The organism is Ruegeria sp. CDSC002, assembly GCF_059610905.1.
Genome location: NZ_JBXWOM010000001.1, coordinates 760,107 through 783,680, shown reverse-complemented (window position 1 = coordinate 783,680; position 23,574 = coordinate 760,107). Strand labels below are relative to the sequence as shown.

The window sequence follows — 23,574 nt, the reverse complement described above, 5'->3', positions numbered from 1 at the left end:
AGCGCAGCATGGACATTCATGGCAGAGCAATCTGATCTTGCAATCTGCTTGATCAGCAATAGGGAGAAAATGAATATGGCAGTTAAGCCTCCACTATCGGAACTTCCGATCAAAACCGCTGACAACGGTTTTTATCGGGGGTTCAGCGTCAACGTGACGGTAATCAGTAAGATCATAATCAGTTTGTTGGTGGTCTGGTGTATTGTGTGGCCTACACAAGCTGGCAGGGTCTTGGGCGATTGGAACGCGGCCATTCTGGCTCAATTTGCCGCTTGGTACATCTGGGTCGTAACAGCTTTTGTCATCGTTTGTATTGGGCTGGCAATCTGGCCCACAGCAGGGCGGCTAAACCTGGGTGTGAAAGGTGAAAAGCCCGAATTCTCGAACTTCTCATGGTTTTCGATGATGTTTGGCGCCGGGATCGGGGTCGGAATGCTGACATGGGCCGTTGCGGAACCTGTCGCGCATTTCAAGAATAACCCATCAGTCATTCAAGGCGTCACAACCGCCCTCGAGGCGGATAATGTTCGTACCGCCTATGTCTGGTCCTATTTGCATTGGGGCCTTGGTGCTTGGGCGTGTTACGCCATTGCAGGCCTCGCGCTGGCGTTCTTTAGCTACCGCCGCGGATTACCATTGACGATCCGATCGTCGCTGACTCCGCTGTTTGGCAAGGCGCTGTCCGGTAATCTGGGTCATCTGATCGATATTGTGGCCGTTGTTGCCACGATCCTCGGCGTTGCTCAAACTCTGGGTTTCGGGGTTGAACAGTTCGTAGCGGGTCTAACGCGGATCGGTATTGGCGGGTTGGCACATGCTGATGGCTCGGCGACCACGCTTGGGATCATTGTTGCGCTTTTGGTCATCATGGGCGCCTCGACATTGTCGGCGCTGTCCGGTGTTGGCAAGGGCATCAAATGGCTGTCGAACATCAACATGGTGTTGTCGATATTCCTGCTGGGCTTCTTCATCATCTTCGGTGCCACGTTCTTTGGCGCAAGTGCTTTCTTCGTCGGGATTTGGGACTATCTGGTCGCTCTGCCGTGGCTGAGCTTCAACGTTTATGCATCTGATGGCGTCGAAGGATCGGAATCCTTCCTGCTTGCCCAATGGCAAGGCTGGTGGCCAGTGTTCTACTGGGCCTGGTGGATTGCGTTCGCACCTTTCGTTGGACTGTTCCTGGCCCGCATCTCTCGTGGTCGTACGATCCGAGAGTTTGTGTTGGGTGCAATGATCGTTCCTTCGCTGATGTGTTTTGTCTGGTTTGCATGGGCCGGTGGCACAGCGATTGATCTGGAATTGAATGGCAATGCGAACGGCGTGATCCTGGACGCAGCGAATGGCGACAAAATCTTTGCCATGACAGAATTCATGCTGGCTCCGATTGCTCAAGCGCTGGCCTGGGCTATGGCGGTGGTCATCGTTGTTCTACTGATGACATTCTTGGTCACCTCGGCTGACTCTGCCGTTTTGATTGTGAATACGATTAACGCTGCAGGCGACGAAGGTCCCAAGGCACGCCCGCACATCATGTTCTGGGGTGCTGCACTGGCTCTGGTTGTTGGGGGGTTGCTGATTTCAGGCGGCACCGGTGCCATTCAGACTGCAATGGTGATTGGGGCATTGCCGTTCTCGATTGTGATGGCTCTTATGTGCATCGCTTTGATCAAGGCCATCTGGAATGATGGTCGGCGCGAGGCCGCAGGCGTTGCTTCAACAATTGATCCGGAAACTTCGACGATGCCAGCTGAATAGGCATCGCAGAAAACAATGAGGCCCTGGTTAACATCTGGGGCCTCATTTTCCACGACACCCTTATCCATTTTGAAATTTGCTATGCGATCATAAACGGCAGGAATGGGGTATCTAAACTGTGGAGTTTACTGAGTCGATGAATGTCGGCTTTTGACCGTCCTGACTGGGCAGGTGGCACTGTGACACGTGACTTTGAAAAGTCCGCTTTCTGCGCATCGCAGACCTTAGTGTGTCGAGAAGCAATTTGAACTTTGGGCTCGAACCAATCGCTGAAAGAAGCGTCACGGCTGGCAGATGTTCGGATGCACCGGGTGGCTGACTGAGGAGAGTGCAAGCGCTCTATTTTCGCGACTTATTTTGAATTTAATACAGTCTCTGGATCGGGTGCAAAGTCCGCAATTCTTATACGTGAGATTAATTTCGGCCTGCGATGGTTGCCTGATATTCTACATGAGGAATTGACATGACGAGACCTAGGGTCCGGATTCATAAACAGTATATGACGGTTTCCGCGAGTGCGATGGCTGAGAGGAAGACCTTGGGACAACGGTCAAAGCGTGTCGCCACGCGCCTCCAATACATGAGCCTGTCAAACATAATCTCGATGCGGTTTCGCCGCTTGTAACTGCGCTTGTCGTACTTGACCGGCGTCTTGCCTTGCTTTCGCCCCGGGATGCACGCACGTATCCCTTTGTCTTTCGGCGAGTTTCGGAACCATTCGGCGTCATAGCCGCGATTCCCGAGCAGCCAATCCACGTTTGATATACTGCTGAGCAGAGCCCGAGCACCGATGTCATCACTGACTTGCCCGGCGGTAGCGAACAGGTTGAGCGGGCGCCCTTGGCTATCACATATAGCATGCAGCGCCGCCCTTGGTTCTACCGATCACGCGGTCACACCCCCCTTTTTCGCGGCCATACTGGTCGCAGTGCGGTGTGCTTTTAGATAGGTCGCGTCAATCATGAATGTCTTCTCTTCGCCGTGCTCGGCGGCCAGACCAGCCATGATCCGCGCTAAGATGCCTTTCTCACTCCAACGCTTCCATCGGCTGTAAAGCGTCTTGTGAGGTCCGTATTCTTTTGAGGCATCTCGCCAGCGCAAACCATTGCGATTGATCAAGATAATCCTACTCAACACCCGTTTGTCATCAACCCGGGGCTTGCCGTGCGACTTCGGAAAAAATGGGACGAGCTTGGCGATCTGCTCGTCGGTTAGCCGATAAAGATCGCTCATGTCACCGCTCCGTTTTGGGAGCCATGAGTCATTTTGCGCACCGAAAATCAATGCATCCTGACCCTAGCAGCCTTCAGTCCTGTTCTCGGATCAGGCATAGCCGCTCTGGCCAAGAAGCAGCGGCTTTGCAAGCTTTACCGGAATGGCGACTGGAGCCAGGAGCTAGTCAAGAATTAGCCCTGCGAGCATTCAGCTTCGAGTTCAAGAAACAACGGGCGGTCACTGCGCCCAAAGCTTTGGGCCAAAGACGCAAACCTTTAGGCGAAATGCAAAGCTATGGGCGCACCTACAATAAGTTGTAGGGACGCGCATAACACTGCACTGCGGCGCACGAAATTGCAGGGAAGATTCGGCGTTGCTACCAAAAACTGTGCACTCGGATTCAACCGAAACTTTGCACTCCAAATTTCAGGATTAATTCGCATGCCGCAATCGTTCTTGGTCGGCGAAGCTCGCCTCTCCCATCGAAATTCCGAAGGAGGCAAACGGCCCTTGAAAGCGGCCGTTTCCATCGGCCTCATCGAAGGTCTGGTTCGAGCCCAAACCTACGGTTCTACGCAAGCCGAATTCTGCTCACAGGCCGTATGAGGTTGGTCGAACAAATTGATCATCGTGAAATTAGTGGACGGCTCTCGCATCGCAATGACGATAGTCACCCAGTTTTCTGCTTCGTGGTAGAAATTTGAGCTGACCCATTTTGTCTCGCCGAGTGCCGCATCTATTGCTGCGTTTGGATGCTCCAAATCTTCAAAGAGCCTCTTTGCTGCAGTTGCAATCTCGTTCGATACAATACCTCCGTATGGAACAGTGTCGCTTGCGCACTGTTCGGTAGTATATTGAGCTTCAATCCCGGTGACGACTACTAACACATTGAAACTTAATGCCTTTGGTGGGCGCTTAGGACCATCCTTCACATTCACTGTTGCGGTGTTTTGATCTAGTTCGCTGAGAAACTGAGAGACACGCGAAGCGTTGATCTCATCAAAATCCGAGCACAAAATTAAGCTGTCAGCGTCAAGCAACGCAGATTTGCTGTAGAAAGGCGTCGGTATATCTGCCAACGCAAAACATGGGGTAACGCAAACACAGACGATAGTGGCCAGAAGATTTCTCATTGGATCAGATACTATCAAGATTGCTTATGTCTCAAGGCAAAGTGTGGGCAAGTCGGTTAGAAAGAAGCGAGGTGCGTATTCACGCCACATGAAAGTTAGCTTTGTCCGCACAGCGGACGTAGGTCCTGTTCAATTCAAGGTCCGGTTCCCGCATAAGCAGTCAGTGGGACGTCAAAGCAGACGTTGCCGCGTGCCGGCTGGTATTGGCGTCCGGTTGCAGCCGCTTTGTGGACATCCGAAAAAAGTGCTCAGATGTCCGCGTTGGGCCCATTTTGCTGATTGCTGCAATGTGCAGGAATGACCGCTGAACAGGTGCCGGCAAGGGGCCAGCATTCGCTTGTCAGCTAATTCCAATGCTTGGTGGATTAATACGGTGTCCCCGAAAGCCAAATGCTTGGCGAAAATAATCAAACTAGCGGCTGATTAAACATAGCTCCGAATCCCACTTGAAATAGATTTAACCTAACGTCGGAGGCGCAATCATGACTGATTCAGATACAATTTTCTTTGGCTATCATGCTGATCCATCGCGCTCCAGCTCGTTGCAGGCTGCTGCCTACACCGAGCGCAAGTGGTTTGATGCAGACCTTCGCGCCATCCTCTCCAAAACTTGGCAATGGGTATGTCATGTCGAGAAAACACGTGAGCCGGGATCTTTTGTAACAGTGATTATTGCCGGCCAACCCATTGCCGTTGTTCGTGATAAAGAGGGTAAGCTTCGTGCCTTTTATAATGTCTGCAAACACCGTGCGCATGAATTGCTGTCGGGCGAAGGCAATACAACGCGGATCATGTGCCCCTATCATGCTTGGGTCTATAAACTTGACGGGCAATTGGCCCGTGCGCCACATACCGAAAACCTCGAAGATTTCAGGAAAGACGAGATTTGTCTCGATGCAGTGCAGGTCGAGGAATTTTGCGGCTTTGTTTTCGTTAATTTGGATCCGATGGCAACTTCTTTGTCAGAACAATCCGGCAACTTGGAAACCGAAGTGCGCCATTGGGCACCGGATGTGGATCAACTCACTTTTGGCCATCGTCTGACCTATGACATCAAATCCAACTGGAAGAACGTCGTGGACAACTTCCTAGAGTGCTATCACTGTCCTACAGCGCACAAGGATTTTTGTGACCTCGTGGATATGGATACCTACAAGGTTACGACCTACGGCATTTACTCCAGCCATATGGCTGACGCGGGCACAAGTCCGAATTCCGCTTATGACGTGTCGAATGCCACCGTGAAAACCCATGCGGTTTGGTGGCTCTATCCGACGACCTGCCTGATGCGGTATCCGGGACGGTCAAGCATGATCGTGTTGAACATCATCCCCGTTGGGCCAGATCGGACGCTTGAAACTTATGACTTCTTCCTTGAGACGCCGGAACCCGACGCGATGGAGTTGGATGCAATTCGTTATCTGGACGAAGTTCTTCAGGTCGAAGACATCAGCCTTGTCGAAAGTGTGCAGCGCGGGATGAACACACCTGCGTTCACCCAAGGTCGGATCGTCAATGACCCGGATGGTTCCGGCAAATCTGAGCACGCCGTACATCACTTCCATGGCTTAGTCCTGGATGCTTACGCAAAAGGTGCTGCGTGACGCGGCCAAACATCCTCGTGATAATGGCGGACCAATTGGCACCGCACTTCACTGGGGCATACGGGCACAAGGTTGCCAAGACACCCCACCTTGATGCGTTAGCCGCGCGCGGCATGCGCTTTGATGCGGCTTACTGCAATTCTCCACTCTGTGCACCTTCACGGTTTGCCTTTATGTCGGGCCAGCACATCAGCCGCATTGCAGCTTACGACAATGCATCCGAGTTCAGAGCATCGGTGCCAACATTTGCGCACTACCTTAAATCGCTAGGCTACCGGACCTGCCTTTCAGGCAAGATGCATTTCGTTGGCCCAGATCAGATGCATGGGTTCGAAGACAGGGTAACAACCGATATCTACCCCGCGGATTTCGCATGGACCCCGGATTGGGAAGCGCCAGATGAGCGGATCGATAAGTGGTATCATAACATGCAAACCGTCAAGGAAAGCGGTTTGGCCCATGCGACCTTCCAGATCGACTATGACGATGAAGTTGGCTTTGCCGCCAATCGCTGGCTCTTCGATGTGGCCCGAGACAAAGCACGTGGGAACGATGCACCCTTTGCGATGGTGGTAAGCTTCATTCACCCGCATGATCCTTACGTTGCGCGACCTGAATGGTGGAATCTTTATTCGGACGATGAGATCGACATGCCGTCCTTTACACCCGTGACGGAGGATCAGGACCCGTTCTCGCGTCGATTGATGGATGGGATCGAAGCATCATATGTGCCGCTCAGCGACGAAGAAATCCGTCGCGCGCGTCATGCTTATCTGGCCAATGTCAGCTACTTCGACAGCAAGATCGGGGAGCTGATTCAGACCCTCGAAGAGACGGGCGAGTTGGACAACACCATAGTGTTTGTAACTGCGGATCACGGCGACATGCTGGGAGAACGTGGGCTGTGGTATAAAATGAATTTCTTTGAACACTCTGCGCGCGTTCCACTGGTCATGGCCGGGCCGGGCGTTGTAGTGGGGACAACGCAGAATGCAGTGTCACTGGTTGATTTGCTGCCGACCTTTATCGATATCGGCGGCGGTAATGAGACGATGATCGGAGAGCCGATCGACGGCCGCAGTCTAATGCCTTTGGCCCGTGGCGAATACGACCCAGTTGATGAAGCCATCGGTGAGTATTGCGCTGAGATGACGGGCTATCCCGTAATCATGATCCGGCGCGGCCCTTTAAAATACATTCATTGTGACAGCGACCCGCCGCAGCTCTACGACCTAAACGCTGACCCGCTGGAAACAAAAAATGTTGCCACAGACCCTGACTATGCTGACCCGGCAGCCCGCTTTGCAGCCGAAGTCGCGGAACGGTGGGACGGTAGTGAATTGCGAAAGAAGATTATCGCCACGCAGAGATCACGCCGCGCGTTACATGCCGCGATGGAAGCAGGTGCCAGCGAGCCATGGGATTACAACCCACCATCTGATGCAAGTCAGCAATATGTCCGCAACAACTTGGATTGGACGGTGGCCGCGAGTCGCTACCGCTATCCGCCTTTGAAGGATTGAAGCCAATGATGCTGAACGGAAAAATTGCCCTTGTGACCGGCGCGCGCGGTGGCATCGGGCGTGCAATTGTCGCGCGGTTCCTAAAAGAAGGGGCAACAGTATTTGCAGCTGACCTCACACCGGAAGGATCGTTAGACCAGCACGACGAAGATGGCAGTCATTTTGTTAAGCTGGATGTGACTCAAGAGGCAGATTCGGTTGCGGCGATGGATCATGTGCGCGCCACACAAGGAAAGTTGGACATCTTAGTAAACGCGGCCGGGATCGAGATCGAAAAAACGGTTGAAGAGACCACGCTGGAGGAATGGAACCAAAGCTTTGCGGTTAATTCCACGGGCACGTTCCTGACCTCGAAATATGCCATCCCGTTGATGCGCGAAGCGGCGAAGACAGGGAATAGCGCAAGCCTCATCAATTTTGGCTCCTACGATGGGTTCATCGCTGATCCGGGCCTTGCGGCCTATTGCGCAACCAAAGGTGCAGTACACGCTTTGACCCGCGCAATGGCTTGCGATCATGGCCCCGAAGGTATCCGCGTAAACGCCATCTGCCCCGGCTATATCGATACCCCAATGCTGCAGAGCTTCTTCAACGGAGATGGATCTGGTGGCGCCGGCGGCAATATTGAAACGCTGCAACAGGCCGTGCGCGATGTTCATCCGACGCGCACCTACGGGACGCCACAGGACATTGCAAACCTGGTTAACTGGCTTGCTTCCGACGAAGCACGGTATGCCTCTGGCCAGTTGTGGGTTCTGGACGGGGGGCTGTCTGCACAAGTGCAGCAGATGAAGCTCTGATGCCCAAATCCGTCATCATCACCTGCGCACCCACAGGGGGCATCCATACGCCGTCGATGTCACCACATCTGCCGATTACGCCTGCCGAGATCGCGACAGCAAGTATTGAAGCGGCACAAGCCGGCGCGTCGATCATTCACTTGCACGCACGGCATCCAGAGACCGGCAAACCCGACCCCCGACCCGAGCTATTTCAGCAGTTCCTGCCTGTGATCAAACAGTCCACTGATGTGGTGATGAATGTCTCTACCGGCGGCGGTTTGGGTATGTCGATGGATGAGCGCCTGCTGGCCGCAACTTCGACTAGCCCAGAGATGGCATCTCTCAACATGGGTTCTATGAACTTTGGCATCTTTCCGATGCTGCAGAAATACACCGAGTTTCAGCATGATTGGGAACAGCCATTCCTGGAGATGACAGAGGACTTCATCTTTCCCAACACCTTCAAAACAATTCGTTACGCCATTGAAAAACTTGGTGGTGATCATGGCACCAAGTTCGAGTTCGAATGCTATGATCTTGGACATCTCTACAACGTCAAATGGTTCGTGGATCAAGGCCTGATCAAACCGCCTTTTTTCATTCAGATGGTGTTCGGCATCTTGGGTGGCGTTGGCGCGGATGCAGACCATCTAACCCACATGCACAACACAGCGGACAAGCTGTTCGGGGCAGAGAATTACGAATGGTCTGTCCTTGCCGCTGGCCGTCACCAAATGCCTTTTGCAACCCAAAGTGCATTGCGCGGCGGAAACCTTCGGGTTGGTCTCGAAGACAGCCTGTTCATTGGCAAAGGTGAGTTGGCCAAATCTAACGCGGAGCAGGTTACGCGCATCCGATCAATCGTAGAAAACCTTGGCCTTACGGTCGCGACGCCAGCAGAAGCGCGCATGCGGCTCGCACTAAAAGGCGGCGATCAGGTAGGGTTTTGAGGAGACGCTTATGCAGACGAAAATGTTGATCAATGGCGAATTGGTCGAAGGTACCGAAGAGGCGTTGGAAATCCTGAACCCTGCAACAGGCGAAATCATCTGCACAGTAAAAGAGGCCAGCGATGCACAGTCCGAGGCGGCAGTGCGCGGTTCGGCAGAGGCATTTGAGACCTTTTCGGGTACGACCCCCGCGGAACGCGCTGCGATATTGCTTCACATAGCTGAAGCTATCGAGGCGAACAGCCAGGAGTTGGCAGAACTTGAGAGCTTGGATGTGGGAAAACCCTGGCCATCGGCTCATGATGACGAAATGCCGCTGACGATCGATGTCTTTCGCTTTTTCGCCGGGGCTGCGCGCACCATGATGGGGTCTGCCTCTGGAGAGTATGTCGCGGGTCATACCTCGATGATCCGGCGCGACCCCATTGGCCCTGTCGCGGCCATAGCGCCGTGGAACTATCCGCTGATGATGGCATCCTGGAAAATTGCTGCACCAATTGCGGCAGGATGTTCGGTGGTGTTGAAACCTTCCGAGATCACGCCGCTATCTACTCTGCGACTTGCAGAATTGTTACAAGATGTTCTGCCAAAAGGCGTGCTAAACGTGATTCATGGTCGCGGGCTCGGCGTGGGAAATACCCTGATGAACAGCCCGCAGATGGAAGGGATCAGTGTTACGGGCTCTCCGGCGACAGGCATGGCTGCAATGCGGGCTGCTTCCCAGAAAGTTAAACACGTTCATCTGGAATTGGGCGGCAAGGCGCCGGTCATTGTCTTTGATGATGCTGATCTCGATGCTGTGGCCGAGACGATCCGATATGGCAGCTACTTTAATGCCGGTCAGGACTGCGCACAGCCTTGCCGCGTAATGGTTGCAGACAGTGTTTACGACAAACTTGTGGCTGCGATTGCCGATCAAGTTGACCAGATCCAGACTGGTGCACCGAAAGCTGAAGGAACGGAAATGGGCCCGCTTGTCTCTGCGGCACGGCGGGATCGTGTGGCTGGTTTTGTCGATCGCGCACGCTGCAGCTCTGAAATCGTTTCCGGTGGGGCGTCTGGCGAAGAAGACGGCTTTTTCTACCAGCCGACAGTCATTGCCAATGTCGACAACACTGCAGAGATTGCCTGCAACGAGGTATTTGGACCTGTTGTAACTGTCTCTCGTTTTTCCGAGGCAGAAGATGCGTTGAAGATCGCCAACAACGGACCTTACGGGTTGGCCTCATCGGTTTGGACACGAGATGTTGGGAGAGCAATGCAAATGACGTCCAAGTTGCGCTATGGATTCACCTGGGTAAACACGCATGGGGTTGCGACCCCCGAGATGCCATGGGCCGCGATGAAAGGCTCGGGCACAGGCAGTGATATGTCGGTCTATGCATTGGACGCTTATACTGCGATCCGTCATGTCATGGTGGCACACTGATGCGGTTGGGTGGAAAACGCGCCTTTGTTACAGGCGGCAAGCAGGGCATTGGGCGGGGCATTATTGAGGGGTTCATGGCTGAAGGGGCCGCTGTCACTACCTGCGGGCGCGGCCCTCAACCCGATGATCTTCCAGAAAACGTAATTTGGTACACACTGGATGTGTCTGACGCCGAAGCGGTTGCAGAGATCGTCAGTATAGTCGGTGGAACTGATATCCTTGTAAACAACGCCGGCGTTCAGGTCGAAAAAACTGTTACCGAAAGCTCGGACGCGGATTGGGACTTGGTGATGGGCGTAAATGCGCGAGGCGTTTTTAACTGTTGTCGCGCCTTCATTCCAGAAATGTCGCAAGGTGGCTCGATCATCAACATCGGTTCGATCTCGGGCAATGCCGCGGACCCATCGATGGCGCTCTACAATGCGTCAAAAGCGTTTGTGCATGGGCTCACACGCTCTATCGCAGTGGACCATGGACCAGCGGTTCGCTGTAATGCGATCTGCCCGGGATGGATTGAAACAGGCATGCTGGACGCAGCGTTCGACCTCGCGCATGACCCGGAAAAGGCCAAATCCGACGCGTTGGCTCGCCACGCGGTCAAACGCTTTGGCAAACCTGCCGATATTGCAGCGATGGCTGTGTGGCTGGCTTCTGACGACTCGTCTTTTGCAACCGGCCAGTTGTTCACGGTGGACGGTGGTCTGACGGCGGCCTCCCCCCTTAATCCGGGGCTGTTATGATGTCAGAAATTGAAAGAACCGCCATTCTTGGAGCCGGTGTGATAGGGGCAAGCTGGGCAGCTTTGTTTCTCGCCTCGGGCCGTAGCGTGACGGTCTTTGACCCCGATCCGAATACCGAAGCATCCGTTCGCTCTTATGTCGAAAAAGCCTGGCCGGCACTGGACGAGTTGAACCTCACAGATAGGGCCACACCCGACGCTATCACTTTCGTTTCAACCGCCGAGGCGGCTGTCCAGGGCGCGCAATTTGTTCAGGAGAACGTGCCAGAAAGACTGCCAATCAAGCATTCGACCTATGCCGAGATTGAGCCAGAGTTGAACCCTAACGCAATAGTTTCCAGCTCAACTTCCGGCCTGACGCTTGAAGCTTTGCAAGAGGGATGGCGCGATCCCAGCAAATTGATCCTAGGTCATCCATTTAACCCACCGCATCTCATCCCATTGGTCGAATTGACCGTCAACGATTCCACCGGTTCAGATGTCTTGGACCGCACAGAGGCTTTCTACAAAGACATTGGTAAGATCACGATCCGGATCAAGAAAGGCATGCCAGGACATGTCGCGAACCGTTTGCAAGCCGCAGTTTGGCGCGAGGCCGTTCATATGGCGGTCGAAGGCGTTGCCAGTGTCGAAGACATCGATAAAGCGATGTGGGCTGGCCCGGGACTGCGATGGGCGGCGATGGGTCCGACAACCCTTTTTCACTTAGGCGCAGGCGATGGTGGCCTGCAGGCTTTCTGTGACCATTTCAAAGACACATTCAATGGCTGGTGGGACGACTTGGGCGATCCTCGTCTTGATGAGGATGTCATCAATAAACTGGTCGATGGCATTAACGATCAAACTCAGGGGCAAAGTACCGAAGAGTTATCAGCGCAACGCGACAAGATGCTTACAGCGATGCAAAAAGCTACCCAACACTTTCGGACTTGATGTCGGGATTGAACATTGGCCAAGCGCGAAACTCGAACGGGGTGCGGCCTTCAATGCGATCCGCACTGGGTGTCAATCCAAATCGTTTGCGGTATGCCCGGCTGAAATGAACCTGTCCATTAAACCCTGATGCTTCCGCAATCTCGCTGAACTTAAGCTCAGTTTGCGTCACTAATCCGCGCGCGCGATCAAGGCGAATGTCGCGGTAATACTCGATCGGTGACTTATGGACATATTGCTGAAACAATCGGCTAAGTTGTCGTTGCGAAATCTTCAACCTCGCTGATATTTCAGGGATCGACAAAGTGGCTTCCAAGTGCGCCTCCATCAAATCGATCGCGTCCCTTACCACTCCAGAGGTGACGTAACCCAGCGGCTCCATGTCTTTGGGGTTCTGTGATTGGCCTTCTCCGCGCACATTGTGATGAAAAAGGTATCGAGCAGATGCATTGGCGATACTCTCACCAGCGACAGAATGTACAAACCGCAATCCCAGATCGGTTGCTGCAGAACCCCCGCAACAAGTGAAAATCTTTCCATCCATAATAATCATGTTCTCTGACACGGTGATGTCATGGGCCGTTTCGGCAAAGGCGTCGATGTGTTCATAGTGAACCGTTGCGGTCTTTCCTTTGAGTAGTCCAGCCGTCGCAAGTACAATCGCGCCGGTATCCAAACCACCAACGATTGCTCCACCCGATTCCCATTTCTGTAGGGCTACCTTGAACTGAGGTGTCCCGTGACGCTCAGGTGTCCAACTAGTACTCACCAGAACCATCCAAGGCTTGCGCCTCACCACCTCCGCCAATGGGGCAGTGTCAACGACCAAGCCACTGCTGGATTCAATTGGACCACCGGGGTCTGAGACATAGGTCCAAGAAAATCGAGCTGAACCCGTCAGGTAATTTGCTACTCTGAATGGATCCACGAAAGACGTTGTCGCCGAAACATTAAAATGCGAACTCACCAAAACAACTATGTCTAACTTGCGATCTATTGGCTGCGTCATGGCCGATTTTGTAAAACAGCGTCCAAAATTGTCAATTATGTTCCGGAAATACGCAAAAGACACCAAAGGGCATTGTTAGAGGAAACCGGCTTGAGGCGGGTAGGGTGGTTTCGTCGCTTCGCGGGATGACAAGACGCTCGCGCTTCCACTACTTCAAAACCAGCCCTGAGATCATCCGCCTGATGTTGATGATGTATGTTCGATTTCCGCTGTCACTTCGCAACGTCGAAGACCTGCTGCCTGAGCGTGGCATTTGCTATTCATGCCCCAGAGCCTGCCCGTTTTCGTCAAAAAAGTGCAGTTTGTCGGTCGGGAAGTGCAGACCAATCTTCGCCCCAGGCTTAAGGTCCGTATCACCGTTAAGTCGGACGGTTACCTTTTCTTCCACGCCGCAATCAACAATCAGGAAAGTGTCTGCACCCAGGTATTCGATCACCTCGATTATCCCATCACTCTGACCCTCACCCGCGGCAACCACCTCGATGTGTTCAGGACGAACACCCAACTTCTCGGCAACACCTGGCAGAGCAAAATCACCGTTTCTGCCGTATTCCAGGGTGTATCTGCCTGCCTGGGTGGAACAGGGAAGTACATTCATCTTCGGGCTGCCGATAAACTGTGCGACGAACAGGTTGGCCGGGTGTTCGTAAAGCTCGCGAGGCGTACCTACTTGAGCGATTTTGCCGTACTCAAGAACAACAATCCGGTCGGCGAGAGTCATTGCCTCAACCTGATCATGCGTGACGTAGATCATCGTGCGCTTGAGGCTTTGGTGAAGTTTGGCGATCTCATACCGCATCTCAACACGAAGCGCTGCATCTAGGTTTGAAAGCGGCTCATCGAACAGGAACGCCGTCGGATCGCGTACGATAGATCTTCCGATCGCCACCCGCTGCCGCTGACCGCCAGACAGGTCCTTTGGCCTGCGCTCAAGGAATGGTCCCAACTTGAGAACCTCGGCGGCCCGGTTGACCTGTTCGGCTATCTCGACCTTAGATACCCCTGCAACTTTCAGAGAGAACCCCATGTTCTCGGCAACCGTAAGGTGCGGGTATAGCGCATAGGATTGGAACACCATCGTCAGCCCGCGTTTTGAAGGCGGATGATCTGTGACGTCGCTGTCACTTATCAACAGAGATCCGCGCGAGATGTCCTCGAGCCCACCAATCATGCGCAGCAGGGTAGATTTCCCACAGCCGGACGGGCCGACGAAGACAATGAACTCACCTTCCTCGATCTTGAGATCTACGCCCTTGATAACCTGCGCCGAGCCGAACCACTTTTCGACTGACTTTAGTTCGATGCTACCCATCAGGCCCTCCCTGCCCAGTGAAGCCAGACGGCGGCTGTCCAGGTGAATGCCTGGCCACCCGCAGGGCTGCCGGTTTTTGGGTCGAAGTACTCTGCGAACCCAAAGCCCGATATCAGTTCGGCAGTTTTCTGGCGCAGCTGTTCTGCCTGTTGTGCATGCCCCATATCCGCTAGGCCAAACCCGATCATCATGTTCATGAAAGCCCAGGTCGGACCTCGCCAGTACCGACGTGCGTCGAATTTCGGCATATCCGGATCATAGCTTGGAACGGGGTAAGGCACAGTTTCCAGTACTGATTTCAATCCTTTAAGCATCCGATCAGACTCCATGCCAGCGTACCAACACAAGTATGACGCGTTGGAAATACTGTCGGCCATCTCTCCGGTATGCGCGTCACGGGAGTCGAAGCTCCCTAGGTCATCGTTCCAAAGCGAACGCGCGCCGGATTCGAGCTTTTCAATATCCTCACTCAGGCCCTCGGCCTCCAGTTCGAGCTTCTCGCTGATCATCAGCAAGTCCCGTGCAGCGCGAAGCGTGGTGAACGTCATAGTGGGATCGGCGACGCGGAACGGGTTCAGGGCCAACAGGGCTTGTTGGTCCCATCCCGCATCTCTGCCGATCTGAACCAGCTTGATGTACCGGTCGTAGTCGAACTTTGTGGGTCGGTCGTCGCTGTTCACGTGGCTGGTGTCGCGGCGCTGGTATTCCCCAACATCCGATGCATCCATGCGCGCCATGGAGTTGTCCCAATCAGGTGCGTTGTCGCGACCTGCCTCCCACGGATGGGTCGTGCAAACGGCACCGAATTCATCAAGGCGCCATTTCATGATCCAACGATGCCACGCCAACAATTTAGGGAATAGCTCCTTCATGCGAGCATCCCCAAACGCGGTATCCTGTTCCCAGATTTTACGTGCCATGGTCGCAGCAATGGGTGGTTGGATGATGCCCGAAGACGGGATCGGGCCATTGCATCCCCAAACATCGGGGCCGGGGAAATACCCTTCATCCTGCTGGTGGAACAGGATATGCGGAACCATGCCGTCTTCCCATTGCCCGGTGAACAGCGTCTCGATCTCAGTCCAAGCGCGGTCGAGGTCGAACTGGGCAAAGCCAAGCGCGGCAATCGCGCTGTCCCAGTTCCACTGGTATGGGTACAGCCCCTCGGTAGGAATGGTGTAGCCGCCGCGATCGTTGGCAATCAGGATATTGCGCGCCTCGCGGTCGGGGTTCGTATGTTGGTTCATCTGTGTCATCCTTTGACAGACCCCGCTGTGAGGCCCTTGGTCATGAAACGTTCAAGCCCCAGGAACAGCGCCATGATAGGAACGGTGGCGATCACCGCACCGGCCATCAGGTGCTGACGGGGAATTTCTGAGGAGTTCAACATCGTGACCCCTCGGGTCAGAGTGAATTTCGACGGGTCGTCCAGCAGCATGAAGGCCAGCAGGAATTCATTCCACGCGATCATGAAGACATAGAGCGAGACTGAGGCCAGCGCGGGCAGGCTGAGGGGCAGGGTGATCTTCCAGATCACTGCCAGACGGGACAGACCGTCCATCAGCCCGGCTTCCTCCACCTCGGTCGGCAGGCCCCGGAAATAACCTTGCAGCATGTACAGGGCCACCGGGATCGTGGTGACCGGATAGATCATGACGATGCCGAGGATCGAGTTGCGCAGCCCTGTCAGCGAGAAGGCGATATAGATCGGTAGCGCCAGAACGATCATCGGCACCATGTAGATCAACAGGATCGAGCGCGAGAACGCCTTTTGACCCTGAAACCGGAACCGTGCCACCGCGTAAGCTCCGGGCACGCTAAACAGTAGCGTGATGAATACGGTCAGGACCGAGACATAAAGCGAAGTCCAAAGGTATGTACCGAAATTGAAGTCACGGAACAGTTCGGTGTAGCTGCGGAACAGATCGGTGCCCTGGGACAAGTCGACCGAGAAGTCCAACGGGTTCTGTAACAATGCCTGCTGAGACTTCAGGCTGGTCATGACCATCACGTAGAACGGGATCACGACGATTGCCGTGAAGAATATGTACCCGAACCCTGTGAAGAAGCGGATCACCGCCTCTTCGTATTCATGGCGCGTGAGCTCTCCGAATGGCGTTTCTTTAAGGATCGCCGCCAGGGAAAGGTGCATGACGACGGTCATGGCGACAACTGTGACCACAACAGCCTGCAGGGATGTGTCCGAGCCGATCAGAACCGGACCAAACCCGGTCAGCCCGGACAGGCCCAGAAACGCCGATATACCGAGGCGGGCCGGAGCATGCTGCGCAGGAAAGCGGACATAGACCAAACCGGCGACTGCACCCCAGACCAGGCAGAGCAGAACTTGTGGGCGAAAAGCGGCCCCGGTTGAAAACGACATGGTAATTGCCACCGTGGTTGCGATCACGACTAGCCAGATTGCGCCCAGTACCGGGGCAGTAAGATACCCTTTGCGCATCACAGACCCTCCTCACGGCTGATGAAGCGGAAGAAGACAAAGCTGAAGGCGATCAGGCACACCAGGATCACAACGGCCACCGCCGCACCTGCACCGATGTTCGAGATCGCAAAGGCCTGCTCATAGACATTCACGGTAAGCGTGCGGGTGCCCGCATTGCCGCCGGTCAGCAGAAAGATGTCGTCGAACTTATTGAACGTCCAAATGAAGCGAAGCAGGAACAGCACTGATAGAATGCCCAACAGTTGCGGGATGCTCAGCAGCCAGAACTTCTGGAACGGCGAAGCTCCGTCCATATCCGCCGCCTCATACATGCTGGAGTCGATGGACTGCATCCGGGCCAGGATGAACAGGAACGACAGCGGGAAGTAGCGCCAGATTTCGAACACGGTGACCATGATCAGCGCCAACGGGCGTTCACCGAAGAAATTGATTGGCTCGCTGCTCAGCCCCATCTGCACTAGCAAAGCGTTAGCGGAACCTGAGAAAGGGTCAAACAGCGTCACCCAAGTGAATGCGACGGCGATGACGGGGGCGACATAGGGGAACAGGTAGAGGCCACGGATGAAGCCTTGTCCCCTAAAGCTTTTGTTCAGCAATAAAGCGGCGAACAAGCCCATGACCAAAGCGCCAATCGTGCCGAAGACTGTGTAGAACAGCGTGACCCAGAGAACGCCCCAGAATTCCGAACCATCAAAGACCCGGGCAAAGTTTTCCAGGCTGAACTCAAGGTTGGTCAGAACGTTTGGCCCGCTTCCTGTGAGGCGAGGCTCGGATTCTTCGACGAAATCCTCGAATGCTTGGAGATCTCCGTCGACCGTGACCGGTATGCGGATACGCTCACGCTGACCACCATCCAAGGTGCCAAAATCACAAAACAAATCCCGCCCCTCCAGGACGCAGGGCTCGACGATTTCTCCGACGGCGACGCCATCTGGCAGCACATCACTCAGGGTCACGCCTTCAACGGCGATCTTCTGGCTGGAGTTACGCAGCCGGTATTCGATCCGCAGATCGTCGCCAGAGCCGCGCAGGCTTTCGCGGACAACCGGAGTAGGTGGGCGCAGGTCGGACAGGGTAAACGGTTTGAAGCTGATCCAGATGATCGCCAGCAAGGGCAGGATCACCACAAGCGACACGCTGATCACGGTCGGAGCCAGCAGCGCCCAAGCCAGACGCGCCTCGCGTTTGGCAAGAGCCCCGGTTCCGGTCGGTGGGGTGGCCGAAGACATGGAATACCTCGAAGGGTTGCGAGCAGCGGCGCGGACGCCGCTGCAGGTTCTGGTTGATTACTGAACTTTGGCCAGCTCTTCGTTCATGGCTGCAACTGCGGCAGCCGCGTCAATCTCATCGTCGATATACTGCCGGACCACGCGGTTGATGGCCTGAGAGTTGATCATCTTCGACGCCAGCGCCAATTGACCCTCGGCCACGCCCCAGCGCTGTGCAACGTCCAGACCGCCCACGATTTCGTCGATCATGGCTTGGTCATAAAGCTCACCCAGGGGGGCCTTGCGGTCAACGCCTACAGGCAGCTCGGCCCATGCTTCAGAAAAGGCTGTCGGATTGTCGGCGTTGCCGCGACGAACAGGGAATTTGCCCTCAGGCGCAATTGCCAGAGTTTGGGTGTACCCGTCATCCATCGCGAATTTCACGAATTCCATCGCGGCGTCCGTATCCGCATCGTTGGTAATGCCGAAATACCGCACATCGCCCCATGCTGCGCCATCCGGGTTGGACGGGCCAGAGAAGTTGGTCACGATTCCAGTCTTACTCGCCAATTCGCTTGAGGTCGGATCGTCGCTAATTGTTGGCGGAGCGCTGTCCCGCAAGCCGGCCAGTTCATCCAGAATGAAGGGCGACCAAATGATCATCGCGGCCTTGCCGTCGAAATACAGCTCTCGCGATTGCTTCCAGTACAGCTCACCCGGAGGCGACGCCTTTGAGATTGCTTTGTAGAAGTCCAGAACCTCGGTTGTCTTGGCCTCATCCAGTGGCTGGAAACCATCAGCGCCAACTGGCGAGACGCCATTGGCGAGGAACACATGTTCCAGCACCTGGCTCATGAAGTTCTCATCAACTTTGGTCGCGGCGACAAAGCCGTACATTTCCGGCGGGTTGTGCAGTTTTTCCAGCGCAGCCAATACGCTGTCAAATGAGTTGGGCGCATCCAGGCCAGCTTCGTCAAATAGGTCTTTGCGGTAGACAACCATTTGCGTCCAACCATCGACAGGTACCGAGGCTGTTTCGTCATTAAAGGCCGCCATACCCAATGCGCCGGGTGCAAATGTGTCGGCGCCCAGCTCTTCGATCACTTCTGTCGCAGCTTCGGTGTCAAGAATACCTGCTTCGGCCCAGGGCAGCGCATATTGCAACGGATGATAGACCACATCTGGCAGGTCGCCTGCAGCGAAGGCTGCGGTAGCTCGTGTGCCCAGATCGGTTTCGGTGACCGGGATCACCTCAACTGTGGTGCCAGTTTCCGCTTTAAACTGGTCCGCCATTTCCTGCTGCTTTGCGAGCCGTTCTGGTTGCTCCTCAGTTGTCCAGAAACGAATTGTATCTGCCTGTGCTGACACGGCTGCCAACGCCAGCGCCAGCGATGTGCCAAGCATCAGTCGAGATGCCTTTGGTGTAAGTTTCATGATCGGTCTCCTCCCCGATTTTCATTTTTGAAATGTGTAATTTTTCGCGCCAACTCTTTAGGTGTCAGGCGCGGTGGTCCATCAGAATCCCGTTCCAAAAGAACGGCTTCGCCGAGCTCACGCAGGCTTTCCGGTGTTTCTCCACGGGTTTGCAGTATGAGCATTTCAGCAAGGCGTTCGCCAGCCCGCTGTGAATCGACGCTGAATGTCGTAAGACCCGGGCTGACGTACTGGCTTTCGGGTATGCCGTCATACCCAAGGATCGAGACATCCTGACCGATTTGCAGGCCAAACTCGGCGCAAACAGTGTATGACCCTAATGCGGCCAGATCAGTCGCAAAGACGATCCCGGTCGGTGGATTCTCCAGTTCCAGCAAAGCTCGGGCTTGGACTGCCCCTTCATCACGGGTGCGCGCGTCCTCGCGTATCAGTTCAAGGTCGATGGGCAAGCCAGCAGCGCTCAGACCTTCGAGATAGCCATCGCGTCGAAGGTGGCTGTAGTTGAATTTCGGATCGCTGCCGACGAAGCCAATGCGACAATGGCCAAAACCATTCAAACGACTGACCGCGCTACGGATTGCCGTTTCACCCGAGATATCAAACCAAGATGTATCGTCGTAAGGGTCCGCTTGCCCGTATCCCGTTCGACCGTAGAGTATGAATGGAACATTCAATGCGCTTAGATACTTGATACGAGCGTCGTCGACTTCCGTCCTGGGCAGAATAAACCCGTCCGCTTTGCGCTCTTCCACAAGGCGCCCCAGAACGTTGAGCATATCTTTTTCGGACTTGGCCGTTGAGATAGTCATCGTCCAATCGAATGCGCTGGCACCTTCGCAAGCGCCCGCCAGAAAGTCCTGCAGAAACGGATTGTGCCGGTCCGGTTCCCCGCTGTTAATGACCATCGCAATTGCACGTACTTTCCCTGTGCGGATCGCCTGCGCGTGGCTGAGCGGGCGATAGCCCATCTTTCTTGCAGTAGATTCGACCCGTTTTCTGGTGGTCTCCGAGATGTCGGAATACCCGTTCAAAGCACGCGACACGGTGCTCTTTGAAAGACCGAGGTGATCAGCCAACTCGTCCAGCTTCACCCTTCGGGAGGAGGGATCGCGACGGAGCGAAGATTCGCGCTTCGGTAGACTGGGATTCGTTCTCATTCCATTATTTGTTCGCTCCGAAACCGGTTTCGGCAATCAAAAAATCGAAAAACTCCTCTGATTACTCGTTTGACCGCGCTAAATCTCCGGTGCTCTGATGTTCACCTGTTCTCTGACAGTTCGATAATTTATGACTTGTTTGATTGGCAGGGGACGTCCACATCAAAGGCCTCTTAGCGGAAATGATGAAGGATCTGGACGCCGGTCATAGCGAGGACGTACCCGTGGTGATTGATCAGACCTATCTGCAGATGGACGCACGTCGTCCAACCCTATGGACTAAAGGGACAAAGAGGGCTGTTCGGCCGAACCAAAGGCAGCGCAAGCTCGAAGCAAAAGGCCATCTGCGACAGCCAGGGACACCGGCTGAACGTTTTTGTGACCACCGGTCAGGTCAGGAATAATACCGGTTGGATGAAGTTCGTGTGCGGAATGTCGACTTTCCGCCCTACCGGTGGATGGCTTTGCGCTTGCGGCAGACTATTCGCCTATGCATCGAACGGCAGGTTGGTGGCCGCTATCCTTTGTTTTGCCCAGCAGATTGCAGCCATGGCGAATGACAGAAAGGTCCGCGGAACAGACATTGAGTTGAATTCTAGAAACGACTGCTCCGAGCCGACAACAAACGTCGCAATTTCGCGACTTGCGTGCCCTAAACGGAGAAATTTCTGCAAAGGCACGAACGACCAAGACACAGCGCAGCAGCGATGCCGAACTTTCGCACATCAGGCAGAAATATCCGATGGCGAAACCCGCGTAGCGCGTAACAAATCGGCCCCGAAGAATGGTATGGTTGCGGATGGTTGTTTAGCTTGGCAAGAGCATTTCGTATACGGACAGCCGATGAGTGAAGACAAAACCTAACACCCAGACAAACGTTGAAATGAAAGCCTGTACTTTCGGCCTCTCCAATCGGGTTTAGGTGCTGACAATTTGGCAAGTCCGTTCTGGGGGCTAATTCACTTCTGAGATCATTACCCCCCCCTGCTTCGCCAAGAGGTCAACAATTGCGCTAACCCCCTTTTTGTGGCGAAGGGACGAGAACAAAAATGGCCGTCCTTTGCGCATTCTGGCTGCATCTCGTTCCATGACCTCCAGTGAAGCGCCAACATGTGGCGCCAGGTCGGTTTTGTTTATGACCAGGATGTCGGATTTTGTTATTGCAGGTCCGCCTTTTCGCGGGATTTCCTCTCCAGCGGCGACGTCGATCACATAGATTGTAAGGTCTGCGAGTTCCGGGCTGAAAGTAGCCGACAGATTGTCGCCACCGCTTTCGATCAGAACGATATCAAGATCTGGATGGCGTTCCTGCATTTCAGCGACAGCGGCAAGGTTTATCGATGCATCCTCGCGGATTGCTGTATGTGGGCAACCGCCCGTTTCGACGCCGATAATCCGATCTTGGGGAAGGACCTGCATGCGCACCAGCGCTTCGGCATCCTCCTGCGTATAAATGTCATTGGTGATGACGCCCACTGAACAAGCATCGCGCAGGGCTTCAGACAAAGCAGCGGTCAATGTGGTCTTTCCGGCTCCAACCGGACCACCGATGCCAACGCGAAGAGGGCCGTTCATACTGCTCATGTTCGGAATATCCTTGAATACTGTGTTTCGTGTCTCATCGACGCGATGTCCGTCAGGAACGCAGTCGAACTTAGTTCTTCTAAACCTGCCAATTGCGCCTTTTCGGCGATATGAGCACATTGCGGTGTCAAATTACGGATCAGTTTCTGAGCGTCGGTTTGCCCCAGCGGCGCAAGACGCGTTGCGCAAGCGACCAAGTTGCTTGCGAATGCTTGTAAATACATCTTCGTCGTCAGTAGTAGGGGGAGGTTTTGCAGACGCGCGGCGTGGCCCACCGACACTGGGTAGGAAAGCTGTTGGATATCTAAATCCCAGACATCTCCTGTGACAGTCCCGAACGCCTGTCCCAGCAGTTCGGTTTCCATTTTCCTTTCGGATGACGCGCAGATAGCCCGTGCCTTGGCATCGATGCTGAAAAGTTCATCTTTGTCCCGCGCGTCGTATGCGGACACCACGAAAAGAGCATCATTCCATCCAGATCCGTGTTCCAGCGCATCTGAAATCCAGGCTTCGGCGTCTTGGGAACTGGCGACCGCTCCTTCGTCAATTGCAGCTTCCAACCCATGAGAATAAGCAAAGCCCCCCACAGGGTATGCCGGAGACAACCACTGGGTCAGAGTCAGGATATCGGCGTCAGTGGGCGTGGCCATGTGTCCTGCCATGGCCATAGGCTCCGCCTTCGGGGTTGAACGGTTCGTGCACCTCGCGCACTGTGGCTCCGATTTTCAAAAGCATGTCTCGGATCACATGATCGACCTGGATCAGCAGACGATCCTTTTCGATCTGGCAGGGCGTGTGGCGATTGCCGATATGCCACGCGATGCGTGTCAGGTCCGGAGCGGAAACCTCTAGCAGTGCTTCGGGTGCAGCCTGTATTTCCACTTCGCGACCGTCGTCCAGAACCAACGTGCCACCGTGGTTCAACGAGGTGGTTTGCGACAGATCGACGAGAATTTGTTCGCCACTTTCACAGGTCAGAACCTTGCGACGCAAAAACCGATCGTCATAAGTCAGAGACAGGCAATCTGCGGACTCGCCGTGCATATGATCCGAGTAACGGCGTGCGGTGCAGAGCAGGGCGGTCATACCGTCGCCTCCTCTGGAGCAGAAATGGTCAGAGCCAGATTGAATCCGCAAACACCCGGTGCACGATCCGTTCGCGTGATAGGCCGCGTTTTGTCAGCTCTTCGTCGCTGAGCGATTGCAGGAATTCGACCTGTCGAACGCGTGATTGAGCTTCGGCCACACTGATCAGAGCCCCGTAGACTGATGCTGCAATGGACGCGACCAGACCGGGCACCGAAAAGCGTGCGTGAGATTGTGTTGCTGAGTGTGCCATTTGG

At 54.5% G+C, this 23,574-nt stretch carries 20 protein-coding genes and 2 pseudogenes; 9 read left to right on the top strand and 13 right to left on the bottom strand.

What is annotated here, in order from left to right; genetic code table 11:
- Positions 1 to 75: 75 nt before the first annotated feature.
- The gene (locus AC2FJE_RS03930) at positions 76 to 1,755 is read left to right on the top strand and encodes a BCCT family transporter (protein ID WP_282121420.1); all 1,680 of its coding nucleotides are present in this window, start codon (positions 76 to 78) and stop codon (positions 1,753 to 1,755) included.
- A 486-nt stretch (positions 1,756 to 2,241) separates the two neighbouring features.
- Here AC2FJE_RS03930 and AC2FJE_RS03925 read toward each other — a convergent pair.
- Positions 2,242 to 2,988, bottom strand: a pseudogene (locus tag AC2FJE_RS03925) (IS5 family transposase).
- A gap of 545 nt (positions 2,989 to 3,533) precedes the next feature.
- A complete protein-coding gene (locus tag AC2FJE_RS03920; protein WP_496754500.1) occupies positions 3,534 to 4,103 on the bottom strand; it encodes a hypothetical protein in 570 nt (189 codons plus the stop codon).
- Between the two features lie 482 nt (positions 4,104 to 4,585).
- Here AC2FJE_RS03920 and AC2FJE_RS03915 point away from each other — a divergent pair, with 482 nt between their 5' ends.
- Genes AC2FJE_RS03915 through AC2FJE_RS03885 form a run of 7 tightly spaced genes read left to right on the top strand, consistent with a single transcriptional unit; the run spans position 4,586 to position 12,063 of the window.
- Positions 4,586 to 5,707 carry an aromatic ring-hydroxylating oxygenase subunit alpha gene (locus AC2FJE_RS03915; RefSeq protein WP_282168670.1) on the top strand — a complete coding sequence of 374 codons (1,122 nt, stop codon included), beginning with the start codon at positions 4,586 to 4,588 and terminating at the stop codon, positions 5,705 to 5,707.
- Complete coding sequence (betC, locus tag AC2FJE_RS03910) at positions 5,704 to 7,230, top strand: choline-sulfatase (protein WP_282168669.1); 1,527 nt, start codon at positions 5,704 to 5,706, stop codon at positions 7,228 to 7,230. Before AC2FJE_RS03915 ends, betC begins: the two co-directional genes overlap by 4 nt.
- Before the next feature lie 5 nt (positions 7,231 to 7,235).
- Positions 7,236 to 8,030, top strand: coding sequence for an SDR family NAD(P)-dependent oxidoreductase (locus AC2FJE_RS03905; protein ID WP_117869601.1), 795 nt, complete (start codon positions 7,236 to 7,238; stop codon positions 8,028 to 8,030).
- Positions 8,030 to 8,962, top strand: a complete 933-nt coding sequence (kce, locus tag AC2FJE_RS03900; protein WP_109312331.1) for a 3,5-dioxohexanoate:acetyl-CoA acetone transferase — start codon at positions 8,030 to 8,032, stop codon at positions 8,960 to 8,962. The genes AC2FJE_RS03905 and kce overlap by 1 nt, the downstream gene beginning before the upstream one ends.
- Before the next feature lie 10 nt (positions 8,963 to 8,972).
- Positions 8,973 to 10,391: an aminobutyraldehyde dehydrogenase gene (locus AC2FJE_RS03895; RefSeq protein ID WP_496758115.1), complete on the top strand. Its 1,419-nt coding sequence runs from the start codon at positions 8,973 to 8,975 to the stop codon at positions 10,389 to 10,391.
- The gene (locus AC2FJE_RS03890) at positions 10,391 to 11,131 is read left to right on the top strand and encodes an SDR family NAD(P)-dependent oxidoreductase (protein ID WP_496758117.1); all 741 of its coding nucleotides are present in this window, start codon (positions 10,391 to 10,393) and stop codon (positions 11,129 to 11,131) included. The genes AC2FJE_RS03895 and AC2FJE_RS03890 overlap by 1 nt, the downstream gene beginning before the upstream one ends.
- Positions 11,128 to 12,063: a 3-hydroxyacyl-CoA dehydrogenase NAD-binding domain-containing protein gene (locus AC2FJE_RS03885; protein ID WP_496760650.1), complete on the top strand. Its 936-nt coding sequence runs from the start codon at positions 11,128 to 11,130 to the stop codon at positions 12,061 to 12,063. The genes AC2FJE_RS03890 and AC2FJE_RS03885 overlap by 4 nt, the downstream gene beginning before the upstream one ends.
- On the opposite strand, the gene AC2FJE_RS03880 is transcribed toward AC2FJE_RS03885, so the two are convergent.
- Positions 12,041 to 13,072, bottom strand: coding sequence for a GlxA family transcriptional regulator (locus AC2FJE_RS03880; protein ID WP_496760662.1), 1,032 nt, complete (start codon positions 13,070 to 13,072; stop codon positions 12,041 to 12,043). The two genes, AC2FJE_RS03885 and AC2FJE_RS03880, sit on opposite strands and share 23 nt — an antisense overlap.
- Positions 13,073 to 13,197: 125 nt before the next feature.
- On the opposite strand from AC2FJE_RS03880, the pseudogene AC2FJE_RS03875 reads away from it, so the two are divergent.
- A pseudogene (locus tag AC2FJE_RS03875) lies at positions 13,198 to 13,326 on the top strand (IS6 family transposase); the annotation flags it as partial.
- 2 nt (positions 13,327 to 13,328) lie between these two features.
- Here AC2FJE_RS03875 and AC2FJE_RS03870 read toward each other — a convergent pair.
- The 10 genes from AC2FJE_RS03870 to AC2FJE_RS03825 form a co-directional block, all read right to left on the bottom strand.
- Positions 13,329 to 14,384 (bottom strand): ABC transporter ATP-binding protein, encoded by a 1,056-nt coding sequence (locus tag AC2FJE_RS03870; protein WP_496760649.1) that lies wholly within the window; start codon positions 14,382 to 14,384, stop codon positions 13,329 to 13,331.
- Positions 14,384 to 15,631 (bottom strand): MGH1-like glycoside hydrolase domain-containing protein, encoded by a 1,248-nt coding sequence (locus AC2FJE_RS03865; protein WP_348774500.1) that lies wholly within the window; start codon positions 15,629 to 15,631, stop codon positions 14,384 to 14,386. Before AC2FJE_RS03865 ends, AC2FJE_RS03870 begins: the two co-directional genes overlap by 1 nt.
- Positions 15,632 to 15,636: 5 nt before the next feature.
- On the bottom strand, positions 15,637 to 16,845 hold the full coding sequence (locus AC2FJE_RS03860) for a carbohydrate ABC transporter permease (RefSeq protein WP_496699855.1): 1,209 nt from the start codon (positions 16,843 to 16,845) through the stop codon (positions 15,637 to 15,639).
- Entirely contained in the window at positions 16,845 to 18,077 is a 1,233-nt protein-coding gene (locus AC2FJE_RS03855) for a carbohydrate ABC transporter permease (protein WP_496760648.1), read from the bottom strand. Before AC2FJE_RS03855 ends, AC2FJE_RS03860 begins: the two co-directional genes overlap by 1 nt.
- Positions 18,078 to 18,134: 57 nt before the next feature.
- Complete coding sequence (locus AC2FJE_RS03850; RefSeq protein ID WP_472723423.1) at positions 18,135 to 19,490, bottom strand: ABC transporter substrate-binding protein; 1,356 nt, start codon at positions 19,488 to 19,490, stop codon at positions 18,135 to 18,137.
- The gene (locus AC2FJE_RS03845; RefSeq protein WP_496760647.1) at positions 19,487 to 20,566 is read right to left on the bottom strand and encodes a LacI family DNA-binding transcriptional regulator; all 1,080 of its coding nucleotides are present in this window, start codon (positions 20,564 to 20,566) and stop codon (positions 19,487 to 19,489) included. The genes AC2FJE_RS03850 and AC2FJE_RS03845 overlap by 4 nt, the downstream gene beginning before the upstream one ends.
- Positions 20,567 to 21,601: 1,035 nt before the next feature.
- Positions 21,602 to 22,231, bottom strand: a complete 630-nt coding sequence (ureG, locus tag AC2FJE_RS03840; protein ID WP_496760646.1) for an urease accessory protein UreG — start codon at positions 22,229 to 22,231, stop codon at positions 21,602 to 21,604.
- Positions 22,228 to 22,893: an urease accessory protein UreF gene (locus tag AC2FJE_RS03835; RefSeq protein ID WP_496724941.1), complete on the bottom strand. Its 666-nt coding sequence runs from the start codon at positions 22,891 to 22,893 to the stop codon at positions 22,228 to 22,230. Before AC2FJE_RS03835 ends, ureG begins: the two co-directional genes overlap by 4 nt.
- Entirely contained in the window at positions 22,865 to 23,317 is a 453-nt protein-coding gene (gene ureE / locus AC2FJE_RS03830) for an urease accessory protein UreE (RefSeq protein WP_058272433.1), read from the bottom strand. Before ureE ends, AC2FJE_RS03835 begins: the two co-directional genes overlap by 29 nt.
- A gap of 28 nt (positions 23,318 to 23,345) precedes the next feature.
- The gene (locus AC2FJE_RS03825; protein WP_496760645.1) at positions 23,346 to 23,570 is read right to left on the bottom strand and encodes a hypothetical protein; all 225 of its coding nucleotides are present in this window, start codon (positions 23,568 to 23,570) and stop codon (positions 23,346 to 23,348) included.
- Positions 23,571 to 23,574: the final 4 nt, after the last annotated feature.

What these genes read in the sequence shown, in the direction of transcription:
- AC2FJE_RS03880 (WP_496760662.1), bottom strand. Translation starts at nt 13,072, where the DNA reads ATGACGCAGCCAATAGATCGCAAGTTAGACATAGTTGTTTTGGTGAGT.
- ureG (WP_496760646.1), bottom strand. Translation starts at nt 22,231, where the DNA reads ATGAGCAGTATGAACGGCCCTCTTCGCGTTGGCATCGGTGGTCCGGTT.
- AC2FJE_RS03850 (WP_472723423.1), bottom strand. Translation starts at nt 19,490, where the DNA reads ATGAAACTTACACCAAAGGCATCTCGACTGATGCTTGGCACATCGCTG.
- AC2FJE_RS03835 (WP_496724941.1), bottom strand. Translation starts at nt 22,893, where the DNA reads ATGGCAGGACACATGGCCACGCCCACTGACGCCGATATCCTGACTCTG.
- AC2FJE_RS03915 (WP_282168670.1), top strand. Translation starts at nt 4,586, where the DNA reads ATGACTGATTCAGATACAATTTTCTTTGGCTATCATGCTGATCCATCG.
- AC2FJE_RS03855 (WP_496760648.1), bottom strand. Translation starts at nt 18,077, where the DNA reads ATGTCTTCGGCCACCCCACCGACCGGAACCGGGGCTCTTGCCAAACGC.
- AC2FJE_RS03905 (WP_117869601.1), top strand. Translation starts at nt 7,236, where the DNA reads ATGATGCTGAACGGAAAAATTGCCCTTGTGACCGGCGCGCGCGGTGGC.
- AC2FJE_RS03895 (WP_496758115.1), top strand. Translation starts at nt 8,973, where the DNA reads ATGCAGACGAAAATGTTGATCAATGGCGAATTGGTCGAAGGTACCGAA.
- kce (WP_109312331.1), top strand. Translation starts at nt 8,030, where the DNA reads ATGCCCAAATCCGTCATCATCACCTGCGCACCCACAGGGGGCATCCAT.
- AC2FJE_RS03890 (WP_496758117.1), top strand. Translation starts at nt 10,391, where the DNA reads ATGCGGTTGGGTGGAAAACGCGCCTTTGTTACAGGCGGCAAGCAGGGC.
- AC2FJE_RS03870 (WP_496760649.1), bottom strand. Translation starts at nt 14,384, where the DNA reads ATGGGTAGCATCGAACTAAAGTCAGTCGAAAAGTGGTTCGGCTCGGCG.
- AC2FJE_RS03825 (WP_496760645.1), bottom strand. Translation starts at nt 23,570, where the DNA reads ATGGCACACTCAGCAACACAATCTCACGCACGCTTTTCGGTGCCCGGT.
- AC2FJE_RS03920 (WP_496754500.1), bottom strand. Translation starts at nt 4,103, where the DNA reads ATGAGAAATCTTCTGGCCACTATCGTCTGTGTTTGCGTTACCCCATGT.
- AC2FJE_RS03865 (WP_348774500.1), bottom strand. Translation starts at nt 15,631, where the DNA reads ATGAACCAACATACGAACCCCGACCGCGAGGCGCGCAATATCCTGATT.
- AC2FJE_RS03930 (WP_282121420.1), top strand. Translation starts at nt 76, where the DNA reads ATGGCAGTTAAGCCTCCACTATCGGAACTTCCGATCAAAACCGCTGAC.
- ureE (WP_058272433.1), bottom strand. Translation starts at nt 23,317, where the DNA reads ATGACCGCCCTGCTCTGCACCGCACGCCGTTACTCGGATCATATGCAC.
- AC2FJE_RS03885 (WP_496760650.1), top strand. Translation starts at nt 11,128, where the DNA reads ATGATGTCAGAAATTGAAAGAACCGCCATTCTTGGAGCCGGTGTGATA.
- AC2FJE_RS03860 (WP_496699855.1), bottom strand. Translation starts at nt 16,845, where the DNA reads ATGCGCAAAGGGTATCTTACTGCCCCGGTACTGGGCGCAATCTGGCTA.